Source organism: Pseudomonas sp. IT-196MI5 (assembly GCF_949767415.1).
In the GTDB taxonomy this organism is placed as follows: Bacteria; Pseudomonadota; Gammaproteobacteria; order Pseudomonadales; family Pseudomonadaceae; genus Aquipseudomonas.
Window position 1 is genome coordinate 19,329 of record NZ_CATKPZ010000084.1, and the last position, 20,715, is coordinate 40,043.

Consider the following 20,715-nt stretch of genomic DNA (forward strand, 5'->3'; position numbering starts at 1 on the left):
ACACGTCATCGGGCCTAGACTTTCAGTACTGTAAGAATTGTTAACCAGCGTCCGCCAGCGGTTGTTGCGGACACGGAGGTGCATCATGCGTATGGCAAGAACCGTGCAGCGAAGCCTCGAAAAGGCTAAATGCGAATATGACATCGTCAGCCACCCACACTCGGCCAGCAGCCTTGAAACAGCGCGGGTCGCAGGTATTCCTGCCGAACGGGTGGCAAAATCGGTGATCCTCGACGATCACCATGGGCATTACCTGATGGCCGTGCTGCCCGCCAGCCGTCACCTTGACCTGAGCAAAGTCCGCAGTAGCGGTGAGTGGCAGGTGTCTCGCGAAAGCAACCTGGCGCACCTGTTCGACGATTGCGAACGCGGCGCCGTACCGGCGCTGGGTGAGTCCTATGGGTTGGAGGTGGTGATCGATCCGCTGCTGACCCGGCAGAAAGACATCTATCTGGAAGCCGGCAACCACGTCAACCTGGTGCGCATGGACATGCCCGAGTTTCTGAAAATGGTGCCGCATGCCGAGGTGCGGGAGTTGAGTCATTGAGTTTTGTGTCGCCAATGCTGACGTCTTCGCGAGCAGGCTCGCTCCCACAGGGAGAACGCATTTTCCTGTGGGAGCGAGCTTGCTCGCGATGACCGCGCAGCGGTCCCTGAATCGGTTCACCGGAGTTTGTCATGGAAAGCCCAACCCACAACCTTCCATCCCTGTTCAAACAACTCGGCCTGCCAGACGACGCCGAAAGCATCGATCAATTCATCGCCTCCCATTCACCGCTCAAGCCGGAACTGCAACTGGCGGATGCGTTCTTCTGGAACAAGAGCCAGGCGGATTTCCTGCGGGACGAAATTCTCGAAGACGCGGATTGGGCCGAAGTGATTGATCAGCTGGATGTGCTGCTGAGGAAGGGGCGGGGGGGGTGAATCGTCATCGACCGGGCGGCCATTGTCGGGATGTATGGACCAGGGCGAGTATCCAGATGGCGTCCAGTCCCTGTTCATAAACAATGCGGTAACTCTGATGTGGAATCAGTTCGCGAGTGCCTGAAATGATCCCGGCAGGGCCGCTTTCCGGGTATCGGGCAAGCCGGGATAGCGCATCGCTGAACCGGTTGTCCATGTCGATGGCTGCTTTCGGGTTAACGGCATGCAGGTAATCCCAAATGTCTGCACGGTCCTGTGCTGCTTCTTTCGTCCATATTATTTTCATACTTGTCGCGCGGCCCGCCTGCGCCTGGCAGCGAACTCTGCCTCGACTTCATCATTTGTCAGCCCGTCGCCGGCGTGCATCGAAGCGCGTGCGGTGTCGACCTTACGCTGCAGGAATGCTTCGTACTCGCGAGACTCCCGTTGAGTTTGAACAAACTGACGCATCATTTCCCGGACGATCTGCGAGGCGGGGCGATGAGCGGCTTCTGCCTCTGCCATGAACTGTTCACGCAATTCAGACTCGAGTTTCATTGTAAAAACGGCTTGTTTGGACATGGCTGCTTTCTCGGTTGTCGTGCTGACAAAGTATATACATCTTCTATACGGTGGCTGATTCACCCCCTATGACTTCGCGACGGATGGAAGCCAATGTGTTTCAAAACTTGACGGAAAATCCTCTCCAATGCCATATTGATAGTTAGCAAACTAACAGTGTGTGTTTTCCCTCGTGCCGAATAACCTCGACGTTCTCCAGATGAGCATCAGCAGCACCATGGTGGTGGCCGCCAGGCATTGGCGCAAAATCTGCCAGACCACGCTGGCCAACTATGGAATCTCCGAAGCCTGTGCCGTTGCGCTGTTGATGATCGGGCGTCTGGGCGAAGGTGTGCGCCAGGTGACGGTGGCCCAGGCAGCAGGGATGGAGAGCCCGTCGCTGGTACGCCTGCTCGATCAGTTGTGCCATGGCGGTTACGTCTGCCGCACCGAAGATGCGCAGGACCGCCGCGCCAAATGCCTGAGCCTGACCGAAACCGGTCGGGAGCTGGTGCAGGCGGTCGAAGCGGAGCTGGTGCGCTTGCGCCACGAAGTCCTTGAAGGCATTGACCAGAGTGATCTGGAGGCTACGCTGCGGGTACTGAGCGCTTTTGAAGCGGCCACGCCGCCATCGGTGGTCAACTCTTGAACGGATTTTTCTCTGGCATGCCCCCGGCGCGGGACTGGTTCTACGGAGTCCGAACCTTCGCCGCATCGATGATTGCGCTGTACATCGCCTTGCTCATGCAAATGCCGCGTCCGTACTGGGCGATGGCCACGGTGTACATCGTTTCCAGCCCGTTTCTCGGCCCTACCAGTTCCAAGGCGTTGTACCGGGCGGTCGGCACTTTTATCGGTGCTGCGGCGGCGGTTCTGTTCGTGCCGATGTTCGTGCAAAGCCCCTACGTGCTTGTGGTGGTGATTGCGCTGTGGACCGGCACGCTGCTGTTTCTGTCTCTGCATTTGCGCACCGCCAACAACTACGCCTTGATGCTCGCCGGTTACACCTTGCCGTTGATCGCCCTGCCGGTGGTGAATAACCCGCTGGGCGTGTGGGACGTGGCCGAAGCACGGACCGAAGAAATCTTTCTCGGCATCGCCGTGGCGGCGGTGGTCGGTGCCATGTTCTGGCCCCGGCGCCTGGCGCCGGTGTTCAACGATTCGGTGAGCAAATGGTTTACCGATGCATCGACCTACAGCCTGCGATTTCTCAGCCGCAACGTGCAGCCTGAAGAAGTCAGTGCGTTGCGCGCATCGATGGTCGCCACCTTCAACTCCCTGGAATTGATGATCGGTCAGTTGCCCCACGAAGGCTCGCGTCCGCAGACGGTGCGCAACACCAAGGAACTGCGCGGACGGATGATTCACCTGCTGCCCGTGATCGATGCCCTCGACGATGCGCTTTACGCCCTGGAACGACGCACCCCGGAGCTTGTGGACAAGTTCGCGCCGTTGCTGGCCGCCACCTCCGAATGGCTCGAACACAAGGATGCCGATCTAGACCGCTGGCAAGCCCTGAAGGATCGACTCGAGGCCCTGCAACCTGCTCCCGACGCTCTGGATGACCGCAAGCAACTGCTGTTCTCCAATGCCATTTACCGCCTCGGCGAGTGGATCGATTTGTGGCAGGACTGTCGCAGCCTGCAATACGCCATCCAGTACGAAAGCCAGGACAGCTGGCGTGCGGTGTATCGACACTGGCGCCTGGGACGGCTATCCCCGTTTCTGGATCGCGGCCTGATGTTTTATTCCGCGGCGTCTACCGTCACCGCGATTATCGTGGCCTCGGTGCTGTGGATTCTGCTTGGCTGGACCGATGGCGGTAGCGCCGTGATCCTGGCGGCGGTGGCGTGTAGCTTCTTCGCTTCGATGGACGATCCGGCGCCGCAGATTTACCGGTTCTTTTTCTGGACGGCGATGTCAGTGGTGTTCGCCAGCCTTTATCTGTTTCTGGTGCTGCCCAACCTGCATGACTTTCCGATGCTGGTGCTGGCGTTTGCCGTGCCGTTCATTTGCGTCGGGACCCTGACGGTCAAACCGCAGTTTTACCTGGGCATGCTGCTGACCCTGGTCAACACCTCGTCCTTCATCAGTATTCAGGGCGCTTACGACGCGGACTTCCTCAGTTTCGCCAACTCCAACCTGGCCGGCCCCATGGGGCTGCTGTTCGCGTTCATCTGGACCCTGATTGCCCGGCCGTTCGGTGCTGAACTGGCGGCCAAGCGCCTGACCCGTTTCAGCTGGCGTGACATTGTCAGCCTCTCCGAGCCGGCCACGTTGTCTGAACATCGACTTTTGGGCATTCGGATGCTCGATCGGCTGATGCAGCATCTGCCGCGCCTGGCCATGACTGGCCTGGACTCCGGCGTGGCGCTGCGGGAAGTGCGAGTGGCGCTGAATCTGTTGGACCTGCTCGCTTATACACCGCGGGCCCTCGGTGTGCCGCAGGTGCTGCTGCGCCAGGTGGTGGCCGAGGTTGGCGAGTACTTCAAGGCCTGTCTCAAGGCCGGTGAACGCTTGCCGGCACCGAGCCCGTTGCTGATGACCCTCGATCGCACCCGTCGCGCCCTCAGCGGTGCCGGCGATGACGAAACCCGTCGGCATCTGCTGCACGCCCTGAGTGGCTTGCGTCTGGCACTGTTGCCCGGCGTCGAATTCGTCGGCGCCGCCGAGCCCGAAGAACCGCTTCCCCATGGCATTGATGGAGCGCCTTTATGATCGGTGACCTGGATGTCAGCGGGGTGTTCCTGCCCACGCTGCTGGTGCTGATGGGCATTACGTACGTGTTGTACCTGTTGGTGCACGGGGTGCTGATGCGCCTGCACTTTTACCGTCTGGTCTGGCACCGGGCATTGTTCAACGTGGCCCTCTACGCTCTGCTGCTCGGCGCCGTGGACTCACTCAGTCGATACCTGATGACATGAAAAAACCGTTTCTAACCCTGGGTCGCGTGGTGTTGACCCTGCTGATCGTGAGCTTCGCCGTTGTCGTGGTCTGGCGCATGGTCATGTACTACATGTTCGCGCCCTGGACCCGCGACGGGCACATCCGTGCCGACATCGTGCAAATCGCTCCGGACGTGTCCGGGCTGATCCAGCAAGTGGAGGTGCGCGACAACCAGTTGGTCAAGCGCGGCCAGGTGCTGTTCAGCATCGATCCAGACCGCTTCAAACTGGCGCTGCGCCAGGCCAAAGCGGCAGTCGCCGACCGCGAAGAAACCCTGGCCCAGGCCCAGCGCGAGGCCAAGCGAAACAAGGGGCTCGGTAATCTGGTGCCGGGTGAGCAACTGGAAGAAAGCCAGTCGAAAGTGGCCCGCGCCCAAGTGGCCTTGATGGAAGCCCAGGTGGCGGTGGACAGCGCGCAGCTCAACCTCGACCGCTCGGTGATCCGAAGCCCCGTGGACGGCTACGTCAACGACCGCGCGCCACGGGCTCAGGAGTTCATCAGCGCCGGGCGTCCGGTGTTGTCGGTGGTCGACAGCAACTCGTTTCATATCGATGGCTATTTCGAAGAAACCAAACTGAACGGCATCCATATCGGGCAAAGCGTCGACATCCGGGTGATCGGCGACAATGCGCGTCTGCGCGGGCATGTGGAAAGCATCGTCGCCGGTATCGAAGACCGCGACCGCACCAGTGGCAATAACCTGCTGCCCAACGTCAACCCGGCCTTCAGCTGGGTGCGGCTGGCCCAGCGGATTCCAGTGCGCATCGCCTTCGATGACGTGCCGGATGATTTCCGCATGATCGCCGGGCGCACCGCCACGGTATCGATCATCGACGATCAGAAGCGGGAGCCGGCGCAATGAGCAGGGCCTCGGGTTTGGCGGTCGCCGGATTAGGCTTGCTGCTGTCGGCGTGTCAGATGGTCGGGCCGGATTATCATTTGCCCGAAGAGGCGGCTGTCCATCGTTCAGACTTCCAGGGTGATCTGGCGGTCGACGGCAAAACGGTGGTGTCCGCGCCGGTGCCGGCCGATTGGTGGCGTTTGTATCAGGACCCGCGACTCGATCAGTTGGTGCAGCAGGCCATGGCCTCCAACACCGATTTGCGCGTGGCGGCGGCCAGTCTGTCCCGCTCTCGCGCTCAGGTCGATGAGGCGCAAGCGGCGGGCGGCTGGAGCGGCGGCGTGCAGATGGGCGCCCAGCGCTTGCAGGAGTCCGGCCAGGCGTTCCTGATCCCGGAAAAAGTGCCGGTGGCCAACATTGGCGATATCGGTATCAGCGCGTCGTACCAGTTCGACCTGTTCGGCACCTTGCAACGCGGCATCGAAGCGGCCAAGGCCAACGCCGATGCAACGCAGGCCGCCGCCGATACGGCACGCATCACCGTAGTGGCCGACGTCGTGCGGGCCTACACCCAAGTGTGCGCGGCCAATGAGGAGCGGGAAATTGCCCAGCATTCCCTCGACCTGCAAGCCCAGAGCACCACGCTGATCCAGCGCCTGCGCGATGCCGGACGTGGTGACGAAACCCAGGTCACCCGTTCGCAAACCCAATTCAAATCCCTGCGCGCCGACATGCCGCGCTATGAAGCGGCGCGTCAGGCCGGGCTGTACCGCTTGTCGATGCTGCTGGCCAAACCGGTGGATCAACTGCCAGCCGGCACCGCCACCTGCGACGAACTGCCAAAAATCGCGCAATTGATTCCGGTGGGCGATGGCGCCGCATTGCTCAAGCGTCGTCCCGATGTACGGCAGGCCGAACGTCGGCTGGCGGCCGCCACTGCCGGTATCGGTGTCGCCACGGGCGAGCTGTACCCGAATATCAGCATCGGCGCGACCATCGGTACCGTCGGTATCCTGGACGATCTCGGCGACCCGTCCACCAACCGCTGGGGCTTCGGCCCGTCGCTGACCTGGAAGGTGCCGACCAACGGCGCCCGGGCGCGCATCCGCGAGGCCGAAGCGGTGACCCAGGCGACGCTGGCGCATTTCGATGGGGTGGTGCTCAACGCCATTCGCGAAACCCAGACCAGCCTCGCCCAGTACACCGCCTTGCTGCAACGCCGCGATGCCCTGGCCGATGCCGAGCAATCGGCGAAACTGGCGGCCGACCAGACCCATCGCTTTTTCCAGGCTGGCCGAGAGTCTTTCCTGGCTGACCTGCAAGCCATCCGCACCTACACCGACGTCACGGCGCAACTGGCGGCCGCGAACACCCAGGTTGCCGCCAGCCAGATCGATTTGTTCCTCGCCTTGGGCGGCGGTTGGGAAAGCGGACGAACGCAAGCGTCGAACTCCGGCAAACCCTGAGGCCATTGCTATGCTTTGAAGTGTTGGAAGGGCGCTGCGTGCAAAGTGCCCTTTCTTCGCTCACGGCTCGCGCAGGTCAGGGGGAAACCAAGAATGAAAAACCCTTATGCTCTCGGCTTCTGGTGCGCCATCGTGGCATTAGTGCTGCTGTCGGCCACCTATTTCTACGGCATCATGCTGGCCCACCAGATCGACAAGGCTCTGGCGTTCCTCGACAGTGCCGTCGCGCTGATTGCGGTGATGTCCATTGCGGTGGTGGCCTGGGCCTCGGTCCAGAATCAACGCATCAAGAAAAGACAACTCGAACAAGGCAAGACCCTGGTCCTGATCTGGGACACCAAGGTGGCGTTGCGTCGTGTCGAAACGGTGTTCGACCGTTATTTCTGGGGCAGTTACTGGCAACCGGGGCGCACGTTTCAGGAAGTCATGGGCGAATTGACCGGCACGCCGCTGGAAAAAAGCCTCGAGAGCCTGAAAAAACAATGCCTGGCGCTGGACCGGCAGGTGGCTGACGACGGTCGGCACTGGCTCAGCAATGCCCGGGAACTGGCCGATGTCGCCACGGCCATGGCTCGCGAACGCTATCAACTGGACGTCTGCGACCCGCGTGCGGAAGTGACCGGCGGGGCGGTGATCAATCGCGACTTCGAAGTGCTGGTGTACACCTGGACTGCGCGGCTTAAAAGCTTTGACCATCAGCTGGATGAGATCGAGGTCCAGTATTCCTGATTTTGTGGTGGCAAGGCTGACGCCTTCGCTGGCAAGCCAGCGCCTACGGTACAAGGTGATCCCTGTAGGCGCTGGCTTGCCAGCGAAGGCGTCAGAACATCCACCGAAACTCTCAGCCCTTATTTGACCGTCCCCGAGACACTCTTTCACCTTTAATCATTGGGCCGTTCGTCGCGCCCGGTGCTAATCTGCATTCCACTTTCAGCGCAGTCGAGCCGCAACCTGTCATGGGTTCAGGGAAGACGACCTCACTTTCAGCAACGGACATCGAACGGGTCATACATGAATAAATCAGCAGGCGTGCTACTGGGAATCGTTGTCGCAATCGGTGCCGTCAGCGCAGGCGGAGCCTGGTTCACCGGCACCAAAATCGAAGGTGTGTTGAACACCTCGATTGCCAATGCCAACAAGGAATTGCAGGCAGCCATGGTCGGTTCCAACGGCACAGCGTCTCTGGAACTGGTGTCGCTGGAGCGTCATGTATTCAGCAGCACCGCGCACTACCGCCTCAAGGGCGAAGGCGAAATGTTCGGCGAAGCGCCGGTCGAGTTGCTGTTTGTCGATCACATCGAACACGGCCCGTTGCCGTTCTCGCGGCTGATGTCATTGAAGTGGTTGCCAGTCCTGGCGACCAATCACTACGAACTGGAAAAGACCCCGTCCACCGAGAAGTGGTTCGCCGCCGCCAAGGACAAATCCCCGCTGACCGGCGTGGTCAACATCGGCTATGACAATGCTACCAATGGCACCTTCGAGTTGCAGCCGCTGGAAATGGCGCTGGATGACAAGTCGAGCATGAAGTTCTCCGGCTTGAGCATGGACGTCGATGCCAGCGCCCAGGCACAGAAGGTCAAGGCCAACGGCTACATGGACAGCCTGAAATTGACCACCGTGTCCGAAGACCAGGCACCGGTGCAGGTTGAATTGAACGGCCTGACCCTGGCCAGCAACCTGACAAAAAGTACCTACGGTTTCTACACCGGCGAAAACGTCCTTGAACTGGCCAGCGGCAAATCGACTTTTGGTGTCAAGCAGTCGGTGCTGGACTTCAAGAAATTCGAGATGAAAAACCTGACCGAAGAAAAGGGCAGCAGCGCCTCCGGGCGTGCCGATTACAAGGTCAGCGAAGTGTCCCTGAATGGCAAGACCATCGGTTCCGGTGCGCTGACCATGAGCCTGAAGAACCTCGATATTCCGGCGAGCCTGTCATTGATGCAGGTTTACCAGAGCAAACTGCAGCCGTATGAGCGGGCGGCAGCCGAAGCGACGGCGGCCGGTCTGCCGGCACCGGAGCTGAAACTGACCGAAGCCGAAGAAGCACTGCTCAAGTCCAGCCTGGAAAAACTGTTGGCGGCCGGTCCGCAGGTAGCCCTGGAAAATCTGTCGTTCAACACCGTCAACGGTGAGAGCCGCGCCAATATGGTGCTCGACCTGACCAAGCCGCAAGCCATCGATCTGCCGACCGATCAGTTGGTCAGGCAGCTGATCGCGCTGCTGGACTTCAAACTGCAGGTGTCCAAGCCCATGCTGGTCGATGTGCTTACCGTGCAATCGCAAATCGACGGTCAGACCGACGCCAAGCTGATCGCCGATCAGGCCACCGCCACCGCAGACATGTTCAGCAGCATGGCGGTCGGCAGCCAACTGGCAAGACTGGACGGCAACAACATCGTCACCAACTTGCATTACGCCAACAATCAGGTGGACTTCAACGGCCAGAAAATGACCGTCGAAGAGTTTGCCGGTTTTGTGATGAGCAAGTTCGCGGGTGCTGGCGCCACCGAATAACGGCGACCGTGTAACCCGGCAACGCCCGGCCTCTGCATCGCGCAGGCGCCGGGCGTTTTGCTGTCCGGTATCTAGGGGGCGTCACGGATCAGGCGCCATGCCTCTTCCCATGGCAACGTTTGTTTCATCCGCTCGGCGAGCATCGCCATGGCCCGGTCCATCTCGCAGGCCACCGCCGCCGACACCATGCCGTTTTTTCCGAACAGGCCTATGAAGGGCGGATCGTAAGGGTCGCCCTTGAACTCGACCTCGTCCCAGGCCTCGGCGTGCCCGAGGTAGTCGTAGGTTTTACCGAAATGCCAGGTCCAGAAAAACGGCACGTCGAGATAATGCTCGTCACCACCCAGCATATTCGCCGCGGCGATCCGTGCTTGCTGCTGGGCCAGTCGCCAGTGTTCGATGCGCAGGTATTGGTTGTTCAGCGGGAACGTGGCGATATCGCCAGCCGCCCAGAGGCCGTCGGACACGCGCATTGTGCCGTCGACACGTAGCGAGTGATCCTGCTCTTTCGCCAGCCCAGTGAAGGCGGCGGTGGCGGGCGTGACGCCAATGCCGACCAGCACCAGATCGGCCGGCAAGCGTTGGCCGTTGTCCAGGCACACGGCTTCGACCTTGTCCGTCCCTTCGATCTGTGCCGCATTGCCCCGGGTATGAAACACGACGCCATTGGCTTCATGCCGCGCGCGAATGGCCTTGCCGACCGTGTCTCCGAACTGTTTGGCAAACGGCACCTCGTGGTGGGCCAGTACGGTCACGTGCAGGCCAAGCTGGCGCAGGGACGAGGCAGACTCCATGGCAATGAAACTGTCGCCGATGATCACGACTCGCTGGCCGGCGCTGGCGCTGTCCAGAATCTGCTGTGCATGGGCTTTGGAGCGTAAAACGAACACTTGCGGCAGGTCGGCACCGGGCAGTGTCAGCGGGTTGGGTACACCGCCGGTGGCCAGCAGCGCGGCGTCGTATGTCAGTGCCTGGCCGTCAGTCAGCCGCAACGTCCTGTTTGGCGCATCCAGGCTTGCCACTTCGCCTCGCAGACGCTCGATCCGCTGCTCGCGGTAAAAGTCCTCGTCGCGCAGCGGCGGGACTTCGTGCAGCGGCATCTCCCCGGCGATCACGTATTTGCTCAGCGCGGTGCGGTCGTATCCGGCGTCGGCTTCGCGGTCGATCAACAGCAACCGGCCGCCGAAACCTTTCTCGCGCAACGCCGCTGCCGCCGCCGTACCTGCCGCGCCAGCGCCGATAATAAGGAAGGTCCGTGGATCGTCAGCCGGTGGCGTATGGGCGTGCGACAACGGCTGGTCGCCGACCCAGATGTCGCCGTCACGGACTTCAAGGGGATAGCGCTTGAGGCTGTCCAGGGCTGGCGGTTCACACAGCCCGCCATCCTCGATCCGAAACTGCGCCTTGTGCCACGGACAAGTCAGGCGCCCGTTGCATACCGCACCGTCAGCCAGCGGGGCTCCGGCATGAGGGCATTCGGCCTGATAAGCGCGCAGTTGCTCACCGGCCCGCAACAGCAGAATCTTGCTGTCCTGGACCTGCACTTCCAGACCCCGGTCTTCGGGCACATTGGCCACACGCGCAACGCGATGCAGAGTCATGATTACTCTCCAGACAGACGTTTCACTTATGAGTCTGGTACTTATCGCGAGGTTCAGCCAATTGCCCCTGCCACGGCGTGAACGGTCCGGCTATAGTTTGCACGCCGACGACGGCCCAACACGCACAAGGTGCTCCGGTATGACCCGATTGACCTCAATCAACACTTGGCTCGCGGCCTTGGCAGTCGCCCTTTGCGTGCAGTTCCCGGCGCAGGCCCAGGAACGTTTCACCCTGAACATTCCCGGTGTCTCCGATGACCGTCTGTTCACCTCGGTCGCCGCCAGTGATGCCGCCGGGTGCGGTGGACACAACATTTCCCCGGCGTTGAACTGGAACACCGGCCCGGCAGCCACCCAAAGCTACGCCATCGTCATGCACGACCCGGACGGCCAGAAAGGCCAGGGCGTCGATCACTGGGTGCATTACGGCATCAAGGCCGCTACCCACCAGATCCCGGCCGGTGCCGGGACCAAACCCGGCCTCGAGGGCGTCGGCGGTACCAACAGCAAAAACACCACCGGCTACATCGGCCCTTGCCCACCCGTTGGCGACAGCGCGCACCACTACATCATCCAGATCTACGCCCTGGACCTGGCCCCGGACGCCTTGCCTGCCGGCCTGACCCGTGCGCAGCTGCTGGAAAAAATCAAAGGCCACGTCCTGAAAAACAGCAGCGTGGTGCGGCGCTATCACCGCTAACCGTCTTCAGGAATAAACTGAAGTGCGCAGTGCTCGGGGAATTTGGCATCCCGACCCGAAAGCGCGCACTATCAGGCTATAGCCGATGCGTTGGAGGATGCCGTGGCAAAAAAAATCGACCGCATCGCCCAAATGCTCAACTGCCCGCAAAAGGGTGAGGAACTACGGCGAGCGATTACCGAGAGTCGCAAGGATTTTCTGCTGAATCAGCCGGAAGAAGACGTTGTTGAAGACGACGACCTTGAAGAGGAGTTCTTCGAGGACGACGAGGACGATGATGAGTACGACGAGTTCGACTGGACGACAGAATGAAAAAAACCGCTTTGGCGGTTTTTTTGTGGGCCAGGACAGCACTGGTCGGAGATTCGTTGACCCTCATGCAAGGAATGGAACACTATAAGGTACTTTTTTTCGTACCTTTGGGGCCGTCATGGAACAGCTACTTGCAAGCCGTTCAGTTAGCATCACCGAGCTCAAGCGCAGCCCGAGCACGGTGATCGAGCAAGCGGGTTCCGAGCCTGTTGCCGTGCTCATCCACAATCGCCCAGCCGCTTATCTTTTACCGCACGCGGCCTATCAACAGCTGCTGGATCGGCTACACGCTGCCGAACTTCGTGAAGCCATTGCAGCCAGCCGCAACGATCCGCGTCCGGCCATTGCTGCCGATACCGTGTTTGCCGAGCTTGATGCGCTGATTGATGAGGTAGCAGCCGAGCAAAACCGTCCATGAGGCAATTGCTTTTCTCCGCATTGGCACGGGACGATCTGCTGCAAGTCGCTCGTTTTATCGCCCGAGACAACCCTGAACGGGCCCGAACGTTTGTGGGTGAGCTACGCAGGCAGTGCACACGGTTGATCGATCAACCGAATCTGGGTGTTTCAAGAGACGATTGCGCGAAGGGATTGCGAATGCTCCCCCATGGCCGATATCTGGTTTTCTACTGTTTGATGGACGACGAGATCAAGGTCGAACGTGTGCTGCATAGCGCGAGAGACATTGGCCGGCTGTTTGAAAAAAACAGCATTGATCATTAGGCGCCAAGCCTTCAAACACCCACAAAAAAGCCTCAGGCCAGGCGAGCTTCTAACCAGACGCATATCGCATTGTTTTTTAACGATTTTCATTCTGTTTTTTTCTTGGGATACACGTTGGGATAGACAATTTTTGAGTGTCTGTAGCGGGTTTACTCCTCAAGCTGCTCGATTCTGAACAGTTTGTCTGACTGAGATAGCTTGACGATAAAAAGCTCATCTTTATTTAATTCTTCAGGCAGTTTATCTCTAAGTATTGACGCTACAAATTGGATTCCATTTTTATTTACTAACTCTGCGATTTTAAGTAACTGATTATCGTGCATCAACTCCTTTTTATCGTTGAGCAGAAAGTGAAAGCACGGAATATCATTTTCATCTGCAAATAGAGTATATGCGATATCAAAGCAGGAAATCTCGCCTTGCTTCTTTCCAGAGCTAAAGTTCGTATTGAATGCACTGAACTTGTAGAGGTGCTTACCTTTATTGTTTATCTGGTCAACTTTGAGAGCGTATTTTTCTCCATATAACTCTTCTGATACTGCCGAGAAAAAAATATTAAACTTGTCAACTTTATCTTTTATTATTTTTTCAAATTCTTGAGAGAATAGCAAATCATCAATTCCCGAAAGCTCTTTACGGAATTCGGCAAGTTCTTCATCCACGCTTTCTAGTTGTTGAATAATACTTTCGTATTCACCTTTCTTTTGGTATTTCTCATTAAGCTCTGAAATTATACTTTCAAGATCCTCAAAGGACACGCTTTGGGATATGGACTTGGCCACTTCTTCTTCTTTTTCAAGAAGGCGCCTTAAAAGCTCTGATTTAGAACGGAGGTCATTTTCAAGCTTCGGAATGTCTTTGGATATATATTGAGCGCGCTCGCTCACCATCTGGTTGTGGAAATTGCAAAGTTCAGCAAATGTTTTCTGGATGTTCGGTATAAGCGAAGCGGCTTGATTATATAAGACGCCCAGTTTTTCTATATCAATTTCAGATTTGGTTTCAAGGATATCCCTTTCCGCTTCTTTAATAAGGGAGTGCCTGATATTGAGTCTACCAATTTCCGAGCTTACGGTGTTTATTTCATACTTAATATTGTTTAGAAAGTTGAGATCTTTTTCAAAATTTTCATTTAGATTTAGTGTTCTTTTTTTGTGATTTAGTTTGGATATTTCTGTGTCTATTAGGCTTAGAGCAACTTCGTAAGCGGATTTTGTTTGACTCTTTTCAAGTTTTGCCTTAAAGGCCTGTTCTATCCTGATTTTGTTTAGAAGGTCTTGTTTGGTGTTCCCTTCTGTGAAGTTACAGTCAAGAAGGAAGAGATAAAGTGTTTCGTACTCTTCGTCCCTTGTAAACTTGTCAAGATTGTAAAGGGTGTTTGTAAGGCTCAAGTCTCGATAACGAATATTGTGTGAGATTATTTGTCTAAAAGTTGGTTTTTGACCGTAATGACCCTTGAAAAGTATCTCGGTGAGTGCTTCATCAAACTCATCATCGGTCTTGGATAAACCATTAACTTTCTGGATCTTACGCTTTCTTGCTAAAAAATTTCTTTCGATTTTAATTTCTTCTGAAGACTCTTCGTCTAGATCGCTCTTTAACGTAAGCGTGATAAGGATTTCGTTTTCAATTAAAAAACCTTTTACTAGCTTGTGCTCTTCTTTTTTATTTTCAGGGTCGGTATATATGTTTTTTGGACTGGAACCTAAGCAGAAATCGATAAGCATTAGGACTGTTGTTTTTCCGACATTGTTCCCTGTCTCTTTTCCATCAGAAGACGGCGTTTCATCAACGATTAAATTGATTCCTTTGTGAAAGTTTATTTCACGTATGGTGTGGGTCGGAGAGGCTATTTTTAATTGTTTTAGATACATAGCTCAATTTTTCCCTGGTCACCAATTTTGATTGCGTTCAAAATAAATAGCCAATCTAAACAAAGTATAAAAAGAGACATGCTTATATCTCGAGATTTTTTGGTCTCCATATAGAGCTCCAAGGGCTCGATAGGGTTTGCTTTTTGGATGGAATTTAACACGTGCGCGCCATTATAATAAACAGTCTGGTCAGGGTGTATATTATCGGGCAGCAACATTTGCTTCGTATCCTTCAGGGTTCTCAAATATCTTACAGCGGATGAATGCATCTACAACTAATATATTTACACATAGGCAGAGCTCTTCCTGCGGAATGCTAGTGTAGTTGGCGCTTTCCTGAATTACCAGCTCTACTTGTTCTGTGATTTTGTAAAAGAGCTCGTCCCCGGAGAGGGTGCCTCTGTTTTTATGGTATATGGTTCTGATTGACTGAAGCACGGACCTACTTTTATTTGCTCCCTGCCGGTCGAATTCAGTATATATTTTATCGAGTCGACTGTTATGTATCTTGTAATCATCAACAATCCACTTTGCAGTGTCTAGATCGTTGTGTTTGATTTTGTTTTCGATTTTAAAAGGGATAACTTGAATTTCTGACTCTGAATCATTCCACTCGAGTTGCGCTAGTGTATTAATAATCTGTGCGAGGTTGGTTTCAGTTTTTCGTGACGGAATCTCTATTTCAAGCTCACCCCGAATCTGCTCATAAACTTCTCTTTGCGTTACTATGTCTAAATTCAGGAATGCATTTAGTAGCGAGCGTACGTCGAGAATGTCTTCTTGTGGGTTAAACGTAGCCTTGCTTGGGTTTTTGTAACTCAGGGTTCGTAGGTTGCTCGCATCCTTCGAAATGGAAAGAAATTTGAATTTGTAACTTTCGTATTTGTCGATTATTTTGCTTAGCGATGATTCTATTTTGGCCTTCGTGGATGTAGACGATATCTGCAATATTATTTTTCTCGGGTGATCAGCGAGATCTATTGCCTCGGTATTTGACACTGTAGAGTTTAGGCTCTCCAGGCTCCACATCATGATTTTATTTATGAGGTGAAGATAGAATGACTCTGAGTGAATATTAAGATCTAGAATATTTACTTTTGCCCTTGTATCGATCCGCAGGGCTAGTTCGTTTAGCTTTCGCTCAACATAGTTGAAGTACTCTTGTCGGTTCATCCCTTTACCTTAAAAACTGGGACTTCTACATTTCGACTCTGCGTAGAGACCCCTAAGGTCACCGTCGGACATAGATCCACGAATGGTTTGAGATCATTACGCTATCAAGACTGGCTAAGCCTTGTATAGCAGCGTGACGCGCTAGTTTTCAAATGGTGCGTATCTCCACCCATCCTGCGTCGGGCTGGGGGGTGTTAACCCACCTGCTATGTGCAGGGAAATGCAGGGGATTTTTCTACGATGCGAGTGCCTATCAGCCCCAATCTGCCTGGTCTCTTTCCACCTGCGGGGGTGCAGAAAAAGTGACCTATTTAGCCCGCAGGTGTGGCGGGGGGACAACTGCGCACGCCAGGATCGAACGAATCCGAGCGAGCGCGGTTACTCGAAGTCGGGCAGGAATCGGGTCACTGGTGCTTTTTCCAGCTTTCGGGAGCCTCTTGCCATGTCGCTAGCTCTGACGCCCGCCAGGCCTTGCGACCAGCGCTGATGTGTACTGACTTCGGGAAACGTCCTGCTTTCATTTCTTGTCATAAGGCTGCACGTATAAATGAAGTGATTTGCAGCACCTCTGATGTACGTACGAATCGATCAAGCACTATCAGTTTAATTCTGGCAGTTTTGGAGGCCCCGAAAATTCGGGGCGCATTTCAAGGGTGAGTCGCCACTATTCTGTAGCTTGCTGCTAGCGAGCCTGTGTCGGTCGCGTCAACACTTTCACCACATCATCGATCACGGCCTTACTCATCGCAGTCAGATAGTGTGCGGCCCACGCGTGGCGGTCGGTGTCTTTTGCGTAGGCCGCATCCTCGGCGAACGACTTGGCCAAGAACAGCAGGTCGGATGCCTGTGCCAGTGCTTTGCTAATAGGCACGCCACCGCTGACATGGAACAGCGGTTCGTCCGGGCAATAGATGCAGGGAGTCAAACCGATGGTTTTTGCTTCTGGTTGTGTAGTCATTTGCCACCTCCATTGACGGAGATGCTTTGAGGGCGCGACTTGAAATCGTGTTGAGGGAAATGTGAGGTTTCGTACGGATTTGTATTGCGCATGGTCTAGCTCCTTGACGAGGAACTGCCACTTTTTCGTTACCAAGCGAATGGGTGGCAGCTGTGCGCAGGTTGGTAAACCGGGAGTCAAGGAATCCGGCACGCCCGAAGACGTCCCACGCACAGCCGCCATAACTCAAAATTACGGGCGAAAAAAAACGCCTGCAATTCGAATGGGGCGCTGTTGCGCTTAACTCTCGGGTTACCAAGCCCGGTCGCTGAATTGGCAGCGACGGCGGAAGGGTATCGTGCAGGCTGATCTCCTGCAACCTTGGAAGTTGGGGGAGGTGGGATAACATCTGTTGGGGGACGTGAGCTGCCGCTGACTACCCAAGAAACTACGAAGTACTGCATGCGACTGACGCTGGCGCATGTAATCAAATCGAACTGTCAAGTTGTCCTTGACGGTTGCTTCGTACCATCACCCCATGCGATCACCAGCAACAGGCTCCTTTCGGTAGATAGCCAGGGGTACTGGATTTCCCCCAATCGCTCGCCGAGTGCTGGAGTAGTCAACTTTAAGTTGACAACTGACCCTTCAGCCCGCGCGCCATCGGCTATGCCATGGAACTCACGCTGATGTTTTGCCGATGGTCTGCTATCGCTCGCCCGACGCCAACGGAGTCGGTTTGATTTCCTAAAAACAACACCCACAAAAAAGCCCCAGACCCATAAGGCCTGAGGCTTTCTCGTTACAGCGTATGGTGCACCAGGCGGGATTCGAACCCACGACCCCTGCCTTCGGAGGGCAGTACTCTATCCAGCTGAGCTACTGGTGCAGCGGGCGCCATGATACTCATATGCGCTGCGGGCGTCCATGCTGCTGAATCGCCTGCGTTTTTTTAAAGCTGTAATGCGCGTTTGCTACGTTGATCAGAAAAAATAGGCAAAAGCGTCGTTTTCGTTCTTTTTTTCGAACAGGCTATTGTCCTTTAACCCCTTTGATCCTAGGATTCGTTTGAGATTTCAAACGCTCTTCTCTGGGTGCTGAACCGCACGAGTTCAATCAGTGCGCTATTTATGTGCTTCAGCCCGGTGAATGATTTCCCTGACGGCAGCCTATCGAGGCGCCTTTCAACAATCATAATTTGCTCCGCTTATTGCGGTGCTGTTAAGGAAAGCCGACATGCAGCTTAAAGACACCCAGTTGTTCCGCCAGCAAGCCTTCATCGATGGCGCGTGGGTTGATGCGGACAATGGTCAGACGATCAAGGTCAACAACCCGGCAACGGGCGAAATTCTGGGTACCGTGCCGAAAATGGGCGCTGCCGAAACCCGCCGTGCGATCGAAGCTGCCGACAAGGCGCTGCCGGCCTGGCGTGCACTGACCGCCAAAGAGCGTGCGAACAAGCTGCGTCGCTGGTTCGAGCTGATCATCGAGAACCAGGACGACCTGGCTCGCCTGATGACCCTGGAGCAAGGCAAGCCATTGGCCGAAGCCAAGGGCGAAATCGTTTATGCCGCTTCCTTCATCGAGTGGTTCGCCGAAGAAGCCAAGCGCATCTACGGTGATGTGATTCCGGGCCACCAGCCAGACAAGCGCCTGATCGTGATCAAGCAGCCGATCGGCGTGACCGCTGCCATCACCCCGTGGAACTTCCCGGCTGCAATGATCACCCGTAAAGCCGGCCCGGCCCTGGCCGCCGGTTGCACCATGGTGCTCAAGCCTGCTTCGCAGACTCCGTTCTCCGCCTTCGCCCTGGCCGAACTGGCCCAGCGTGCCGGCATCCCGGCGGGCGTGTTCAGCGTTGTTTCCGGCAGCGCCGGCGACATCGGCAGCGAGCTGACCAGCAACCCGATCGTGCGCAAGCTGTCCTTCACCGGTTCGACCGAAATCGGTCGTCAACTGATGTCGGAATGCGCCAAGGACATCAAGAAAGTGTCCCTGGAACTGGGCGGCAACGCGCCGTTCATCGTGTTCGACGACGCTGACCTGGATAAGGCCGTCGAAGGCGCGATCATTTCCAAGTACCGCAACAACGGTCAGACCTGCGTCTGCGCCAACCGCCTGTACATTCAGGATTCGGTCTACGACGCGTTCGCCGAGAAGCTCAAGGCCGCCGTGGCCAAACTCAAGATCGGTAACGGTCTGGAAGTCGGCACCACCACTGGCCCGCTGATCGACGAAAAAGCCGTGGCCAAGGTGCAAGAGCACATTGCCGACGCCGTTGCCAAAGGCGCCACCGTGCTGTCCGGCGGCAAGTCGATGGAAGGTAACTTCTTCGAGCCGACCATCCTGACCAACGTGCCGAATAACGCTGCCGTGGCCAAGGAAGAAACCTTCGGTCCATTGGCTCCACTGTTCCGCTTCAAAGACGAAGCCGATGTGATCGCGATGTCCAACGACACCGAGTTCGGTCTGGCCTCGTACTTCTATGCTCGCGACCTGGGTCGCGTGTTCCGTGTGGCCGAGGCCCTGGAATACGGCATGGTCGGCGTCAACACCGGGTTGATCTCCAACGAAGTCGCGCCTTTCGGCGGCATCAAGGCCTCGGGCCTGGGCCGTGAAGGCTCCAAGTACGGCATCGAAGATTACCTGGAAATCAAATACCTCTGCCTGGGCATCTAAGCCAGTAAGAGCATTGCTTCAAGCGCAAAGGGCACGAGAGCGCTGTCCCTTTGCGCCGCTTCAAACCGGAATTTTCTCGGTGGCCGGGAACGCTGTGGCAGTCGATCATCGCATGCTGCCGCCGTTGCTCCCCGTCGCTTTATCCTTGAACCACGCCGCCCGATGAGCGGTGAATGAGGACTGTATGAGCAAGACTAACGCTGATTTGATGGCCCGCCGTACCGCTGCTGTTCCACGTGGTGTTGGCCAGATCCACCCGATCTTCGCCGATTCCGCGAAGAACGCGACCGTAACCGACGTTGAAGGTCGTGAATTCATCGACTTCGCCGGCGGCATCGCCGTACTGAACACCGGCCACCTGCACCCGAAAGTCATCGCCGCCGTGACCGAGCAGCTGAACAAGCTGACCCACACCTGCTTCCAGGTTCTGGCCTACGAGCCGTACGTGGAAGTGTGCGAAAAAATCAACGCCAAGGTCCCGGGTGATTTCGACAAGAAAACCCTGCTGGTGACCACCGGCTCCGAAGCCGTGGAAAACTCCATCAAGATCGCCCGTGCCGCCACTGGCCGTGCCGGCGTGATCGCGTTCACCGGCGCTTACCACGGTCGCACCATGATGACCCTGGGCCTGACCGGTAAAGTCGTGCCTTACTCGGCCGGCATGGGCCTGATGCCAGGCGGCATCTTCCGCGCGCTGTACCCGAATGAGCTGCACGGGGTGAGCATCGACGATTCGATCGCTTCCATCGAACGCATCTTCAAGAACGACGCCGAGCCGAAAGACATCGCCGCGATCATCATTGAACCGGTTCAGGGCGAAGGCGGTTTCTACGTCGCGCCTAAAGAGTTCATGAAGCGTCTGCGTGCCCTGTGCGACCAGCACGGCATCCTGCTGATCGCTGACGAAGTACAGACTGGCGCTGGCCGTACCGGCACCTTCTTCGCCATGGAACAGATGGGCGTTGCTGCCGACCTGACCACCTTCGCCAAATCCATCGCTGGCGGCTTCCCGCTGGCCGGTGTGTGCGGCAAGGCCGAATACATGGACGCCATCGCTCCAGGCGGCCTGGGCGGCACCTACGCCGGTAGCCCGATCGCTTGCGCCGCGGCCCTGGCCGTGATGGAAGTGTTCGAAGAAGAGCATCTGCTGGACCGTTGCAAGGCTGTTGGCGAGCGTCTGGTCACCGGCCTGAAGGCCATCCAGGCCAAGTACCCGGTGATCGGCGAAGTCCGTGCCCTGGGCGCGATGATCGCGGTCGAGCTGTTCGAAAACGGCGACAGCCACAAGCCGAACGCTGCAGCCGTGGCGTCCGTTGTGGCCAAGGCTCGTGACAAGGGTCTGATCCTGTTGTCCTGCGGCACCTACGGCAACGTTCTGCGCGTCCTGGTACCGCTGACCTCGCCGGACGAGCAACTGGACAAAGGTCTGGCGATCATCGAAGAGTGCTTCTCCGAGCTCTGATCGCTCAGTGTGACCTGATC

Annotated in this window: 23 protein-coding genes and 1 tRNA gene; 15 read left to right on the forward strand and 9 right to left on the reverse strand. The window is 56.6% G+C overall.

Translation table 11 applies throughout. The features are described 5' to 3' along the window. The first annotated feature begins 85 nt into the window (after positions 1 to 85). Both ACM6IK_RS28240 and ACM6IK_RS28245 read left to right on the forward strand, forming a co-directional pair. The gene (locus tag ACM6IK_RS28240) at positions 86 to 547 is read left to right on the forward strand and encodes an aminoacyl-tRNA deacylase (RefSeq protein WP_095945028.1); all 462 of its coding nucleotides are present in this window, start codon (positions 86 to 88) and stop codon (positions 545 to 547) included. 131 nt (positions 548 to 678) lie between these two features. Then, the gene (locus tag ACM6IK_RS28245) at positions 679 to 924 is read left to right on the forward strand and encodes a DUF2789 domain-containing protein (protein ID WP_414876914.1); all 246 of its coding nucleotides are present in this window, start codon (positions 679 to 681) and stop codon (positions 922 to 924) included. 4 nt (positions 925 to 928) lie between these two features. Here the strand turns inward: ACM6IK_RS28245 and ACM6IK_RS28250 are convergent, their stop codons facing one another. Beyond that, the gene (locus ACM6IK_RS28250) at positions 929 to 1,210 is read right to left on the reverse strand and encodes a type II toxin-antitoxin system RelE/ParE family toxin (RefSeq protein WP_414876915.1); all 282 of its coding nucleotides are present in this window, start codon (positions 1,208 to 1,210) and stop codon (positions 929 to 931) included. Further along, positions 1,207 to 1,485, reverse strand: a complete 279-nt coding sequence (locus ACM6IK_RS28255) for an antitoxin of toxin-antitoxin stability system (RefSeq protein WP_414876916.1) — start codon at positions 1,483 to 1,485, stop codon at positions 1,207 to 1,209. The genes ACM6IK_RS28250 and ACM6IK_RS28255 overlap by 4 nt, the downstream gene beginning before the upstream one ends. 199 nt (positions 1,486 to 1,684) lie before the next feature. On the opposite strand from ACM6IK_RS28255, the gene ACM6IK_RS28260 reads away from it, so the two are divergent. The 7 genes from ACM6IK_RS28260 to ACM6IK_RS28290 all read left to right on the forward strand — a co-directional run bounded on the left by ACM6IK_RS28260 (position 1,685) and on the right by ACM6IK_RS28290 (position 9,234). Then, positions 1,685 to 2,113: a MarR family winged helix-turn-helix transcriptional regulator gene (locus ACM6IK_RS28260; RefSeq protein ID WP_414876917.1), complete on the forward strand. Its 429-nt coding sequence runs from the start codon at positions 1,685 to 1,687 to the stop codon at positions 2,111 to 2,113. Beyond that, positions 2,110 to 4,182, forward strand: a complete 2,073-nt coding sequence (locus ACM6IK_RS28265) for an FUSC family protein (RefSeq protein ID WP_414876918.1) — start codon at positions 2,110 to 2,112, stop codon at positions 4,180 to 4,182. Before ACM6IK_RS28260 ends, ACM6IK_RS28265 begins: the two co-directional genes overlap by 4 nt. Then, on the forward strand, positions 4,179 to 4,388 hold the full coding sequence (locus ACM6IK_RS28270) for a DUF1656 domain-containing protein (protein WP_414876919.1): 210 nt from the start codon (positions 4,179 to 4,181) through the stop codon (positions 4,386 to 4,388). The genes ACM6IK_RS28265 and ACM6IK_RS28270 overlap by 4 nt, the downstream gene beginning before the upstream one ends. After that, complete coding sequence (locus tag ACM6IK_RS28275) at positions 4,385 to 5,272, forward strand: efflux RND transporter periplasmic adaptor subunit (RefSeq protein ID WP_414876920.1); 888 nt, start codon at positions 4,385 to 4,387, stop codon at positions 5,270 to 5,272. Before ACM6IK_RS28270 ends, ACM6IK_RS28275 begins: the two co-directional genes overlap by 4 nt. Next, positions 5,269 to 6,717 (forward strand): efflux transporter outer membrane subunit, encoded by a 1,449-nt coding sequence (locus ACM6IK_RS28280; RefSeq protein ID WP_414876921.1) that lies wholly within the window; start codon positions 5,269 to 5,271, stop codon positions 6,715 to 6,717. Before ACM6IK_RS28275 ends, ACM6IK_RS28280 begins: the two co-directional genes overlap by 4 nt. Positions 6,718 to 6,810: 93 nt before the next feature. Beyond that, a complete protein-coding gene (locus tag ACM6IK_RS28285; protein WP_116264423.1) occupies positions 6,811 to 7,446 on the forward strand; it encodes an NADH:ubiquinone oxidoreductase subunit N in 636 nt (211 codons plus the stop codon). 282 nt (positions 7,447 to 7,728) lie between these two features. After that, entirely contained in the window at positions 7,729 to 9,234 is a 1,506-nt protein-coding gene (locus ACM6IK_RS28290; RefSeq protein ID WP_414876922.1) for a YdgA family protein, read from the forward strand. 71 nt (positions 9,235 to 9,305) lie between these two features. Here ACM6IK_RS28290 and ACM6IK_RS28295 read toward each other — a convergent pair whose 3' ends face one another. Continuing rightward, positions 9,306 to 10,835: an FAD-dependent oxidoreductase gene (locus ACM6IK_RS28295; protein ID WP_414876923.1), complete on the reverse strand. Its 1,530-nt coding sequence runs from the start codon at positions 10,833 to 10,835 to the stop codon at positions 9,306 to 9,308. A 139-nt stretch (positions 10,836 to 10,974) separates the two neighbouring features. Here ACM6IK_RS28295 and ACM6IK_RS28300 point away from each other — a divergent pair, with 139 nt between their 5' ends. The 4 genes from ACM6IK_RS28300 to ACM6IK_RS28315 all read left to right on the forward strand — a co-directional run bounded on the left by ACM6IK_RS28300 (position 10,975) and on the right by ACM6IK_RS28315 (position 12,570). Continuing rightward, on the forward strand, positions 10,975 to 11,535 hold the full coding sequence (locus tag ACM6IK_RS28300; RefSeq protein WP_108219757.1) for a YbhB/YbcL family Raf kinase inhibitor-like protein: 561 nt from the start codon (positions 10,975 to 10,977) through the stop codon (positions 11,533 to 11,535). Between the two features lie 42 nt (positions 11,536 to 11,577). Continuing rightward, complete coding sequence (locus ACM6IK_RS28305) at positions 11,578 to 11,847, forward strand: hypothetical protein (protein ID WP_223530029.1); 270 nt, start codon at positions 11,578 to 11,580, stop codon at positions 11,845 to 11,847. A 118-nt stretch (positions 11,848 to 11,965) separates the two neighbouring features. Next, positions 11,966 to 12,265 (forward strand): type II toxin-antitoxin system Phd/YefM family antitoxin, encoded by a 300-nt coding sequence (locus tag ACM6IK_RS28310; RefSeq protein ID WP_414876924.1) that lies wholly within the window; start codon positions 11,966 to 11,968, stop codon positions 12,263 to 12,265. Then, positions 12,262 to 12,570, forward strand: coding sequence for a type II toxin-antitoxin system RelE/ParE family toxin (locus ACM6IK_RS28315; RefSeq protein ID WP_414876925.1), 309 nt, complete (start codon positions 12,262 to 12,264; stop codon positions 12,568 to 12,570). The genes ACM6IK_RS28310 and ACM6IK_RS28315 overlap by 4 nt, the downstream gene beginning before the upstream one ends. A gap of 149 nt (positions 12,571 to 12,719) precedes the next feature. Here the strand turns inward: ACM6IK_RS28315 and ACM6IK_RS28320 are convergent, their stop codons facing one another. From ACM6IK_RS28320 to ACM6IK_RS28345, 6 genes are all read right to left on the reverse strand, one after another. Continuing rightward, positions 12,720 to 14,444: a DUF2326 domain-containing protein gene (locus tag ACM6IK_RS28320; RefSeq protein WP_414876926.1), complete on the reverse strand. Its 1,725-nt coding sequence runs from the start codon at positions 14,442 to 14,444 to the stop codon at positions 12,720 to 12,722. Continuing rightward, entirely contained in the window at positions 14,435 to 14,713 is a 279-nt protein-coding gene (locus tag ACM6IK_RS28325) for an ABC-three component system middle component 6 (protein WP_414876927.1), read from the reverse strand. Before ACM6IK_RS28325 ends, ACM6IK_RS28320 begins: the two co-directional genes overlap by 10 nt. Continuing rightward, positions 14,646 to 15,617 carry an ABC-three component system protein gene (locus ACM6IK_RS28330; RefSeq protein ID WP_414876928.1) on the reverse strand — a complete coding sequence of 324 codons (972 nt, stop codon included), beginning with the start codon at positions 15,615 to 15,617 and terminating at the stop codon, positions 14,646 to 14,648. Before ACM6IK_RS28330 ends, ACM6IK_RS28325 begins: the two co-directional genes overlap by 68 nt. Positions 15,618 to 16,021: 404 nt before the next feature. Further along, the gene (locus ACM6IK_RS28335; protein ID WP_414876929.1) at positions 16,022 to 16,138 is read right to left on the reverse strand and encodes a helix-turn-helix transcriptional regulator; all 117 of its coding nucleotides are present in this window, start codon (positions 16,136 to 16,138) and stop codon (positions 16,022 to 16,024) included. Positions 16,139 to 16,299: 161 nt separating this feature from the next. Further along, entirely contained in the window at positions 16,300 to 16,575 is a 276-nt protein-coding gene (locus tag ACM6IK_RS28340) for a DUF3077 domain-containing protein (RefSeq protein WP_414876930.1), read from the reverse strand. Positions 16,576 to 17,366: 791 nt separating this feature from the next. Continuing rightward, a tRNA-Arg gene (locus ACM6IK_RS28345) sits at positions 17,367 to 17,443 on the reverse strand. A gap of 347 nt (positions 17,444 to 17,790) precedes the next feature. Between ACM6IK_RS28345 and gabD the strand changes: the two genes are divergently transcribed. Together gabD and gabT are read left to right on the forward strand one after the other, a co-directional pair. Further along, on the forward strand, positions 17,791 to 19,233 hold the full coding sequence (gene gabD / locus ACM6IK_RS28350) for an NADP-dependent succinate-semialdehyde dehydrogenase (RefSeq protein ID WP_414876931.1): 1,443 nt from the start codon (positions 17,791 to 17,793) through the stop codon (positions 19,231 to 19,233). 184 nt (positions 19,234 to 19,417) lie between these two features. Further along, positions 19,418 to 20,695, forward strand: a complete 1,278-nt coding sequence (gene gabT / locus ACM6IK_RS28355; RefSeq protein WP_223463254.1) for a 4-aminobutyrate--2-oxoglutarate transaminase — start codon at positions 19,418 to 19,420, stop codon at positions 20,693 to 20,695. Positions 20,696 to 20,715 lie beyond the last annotated feature (20 nt).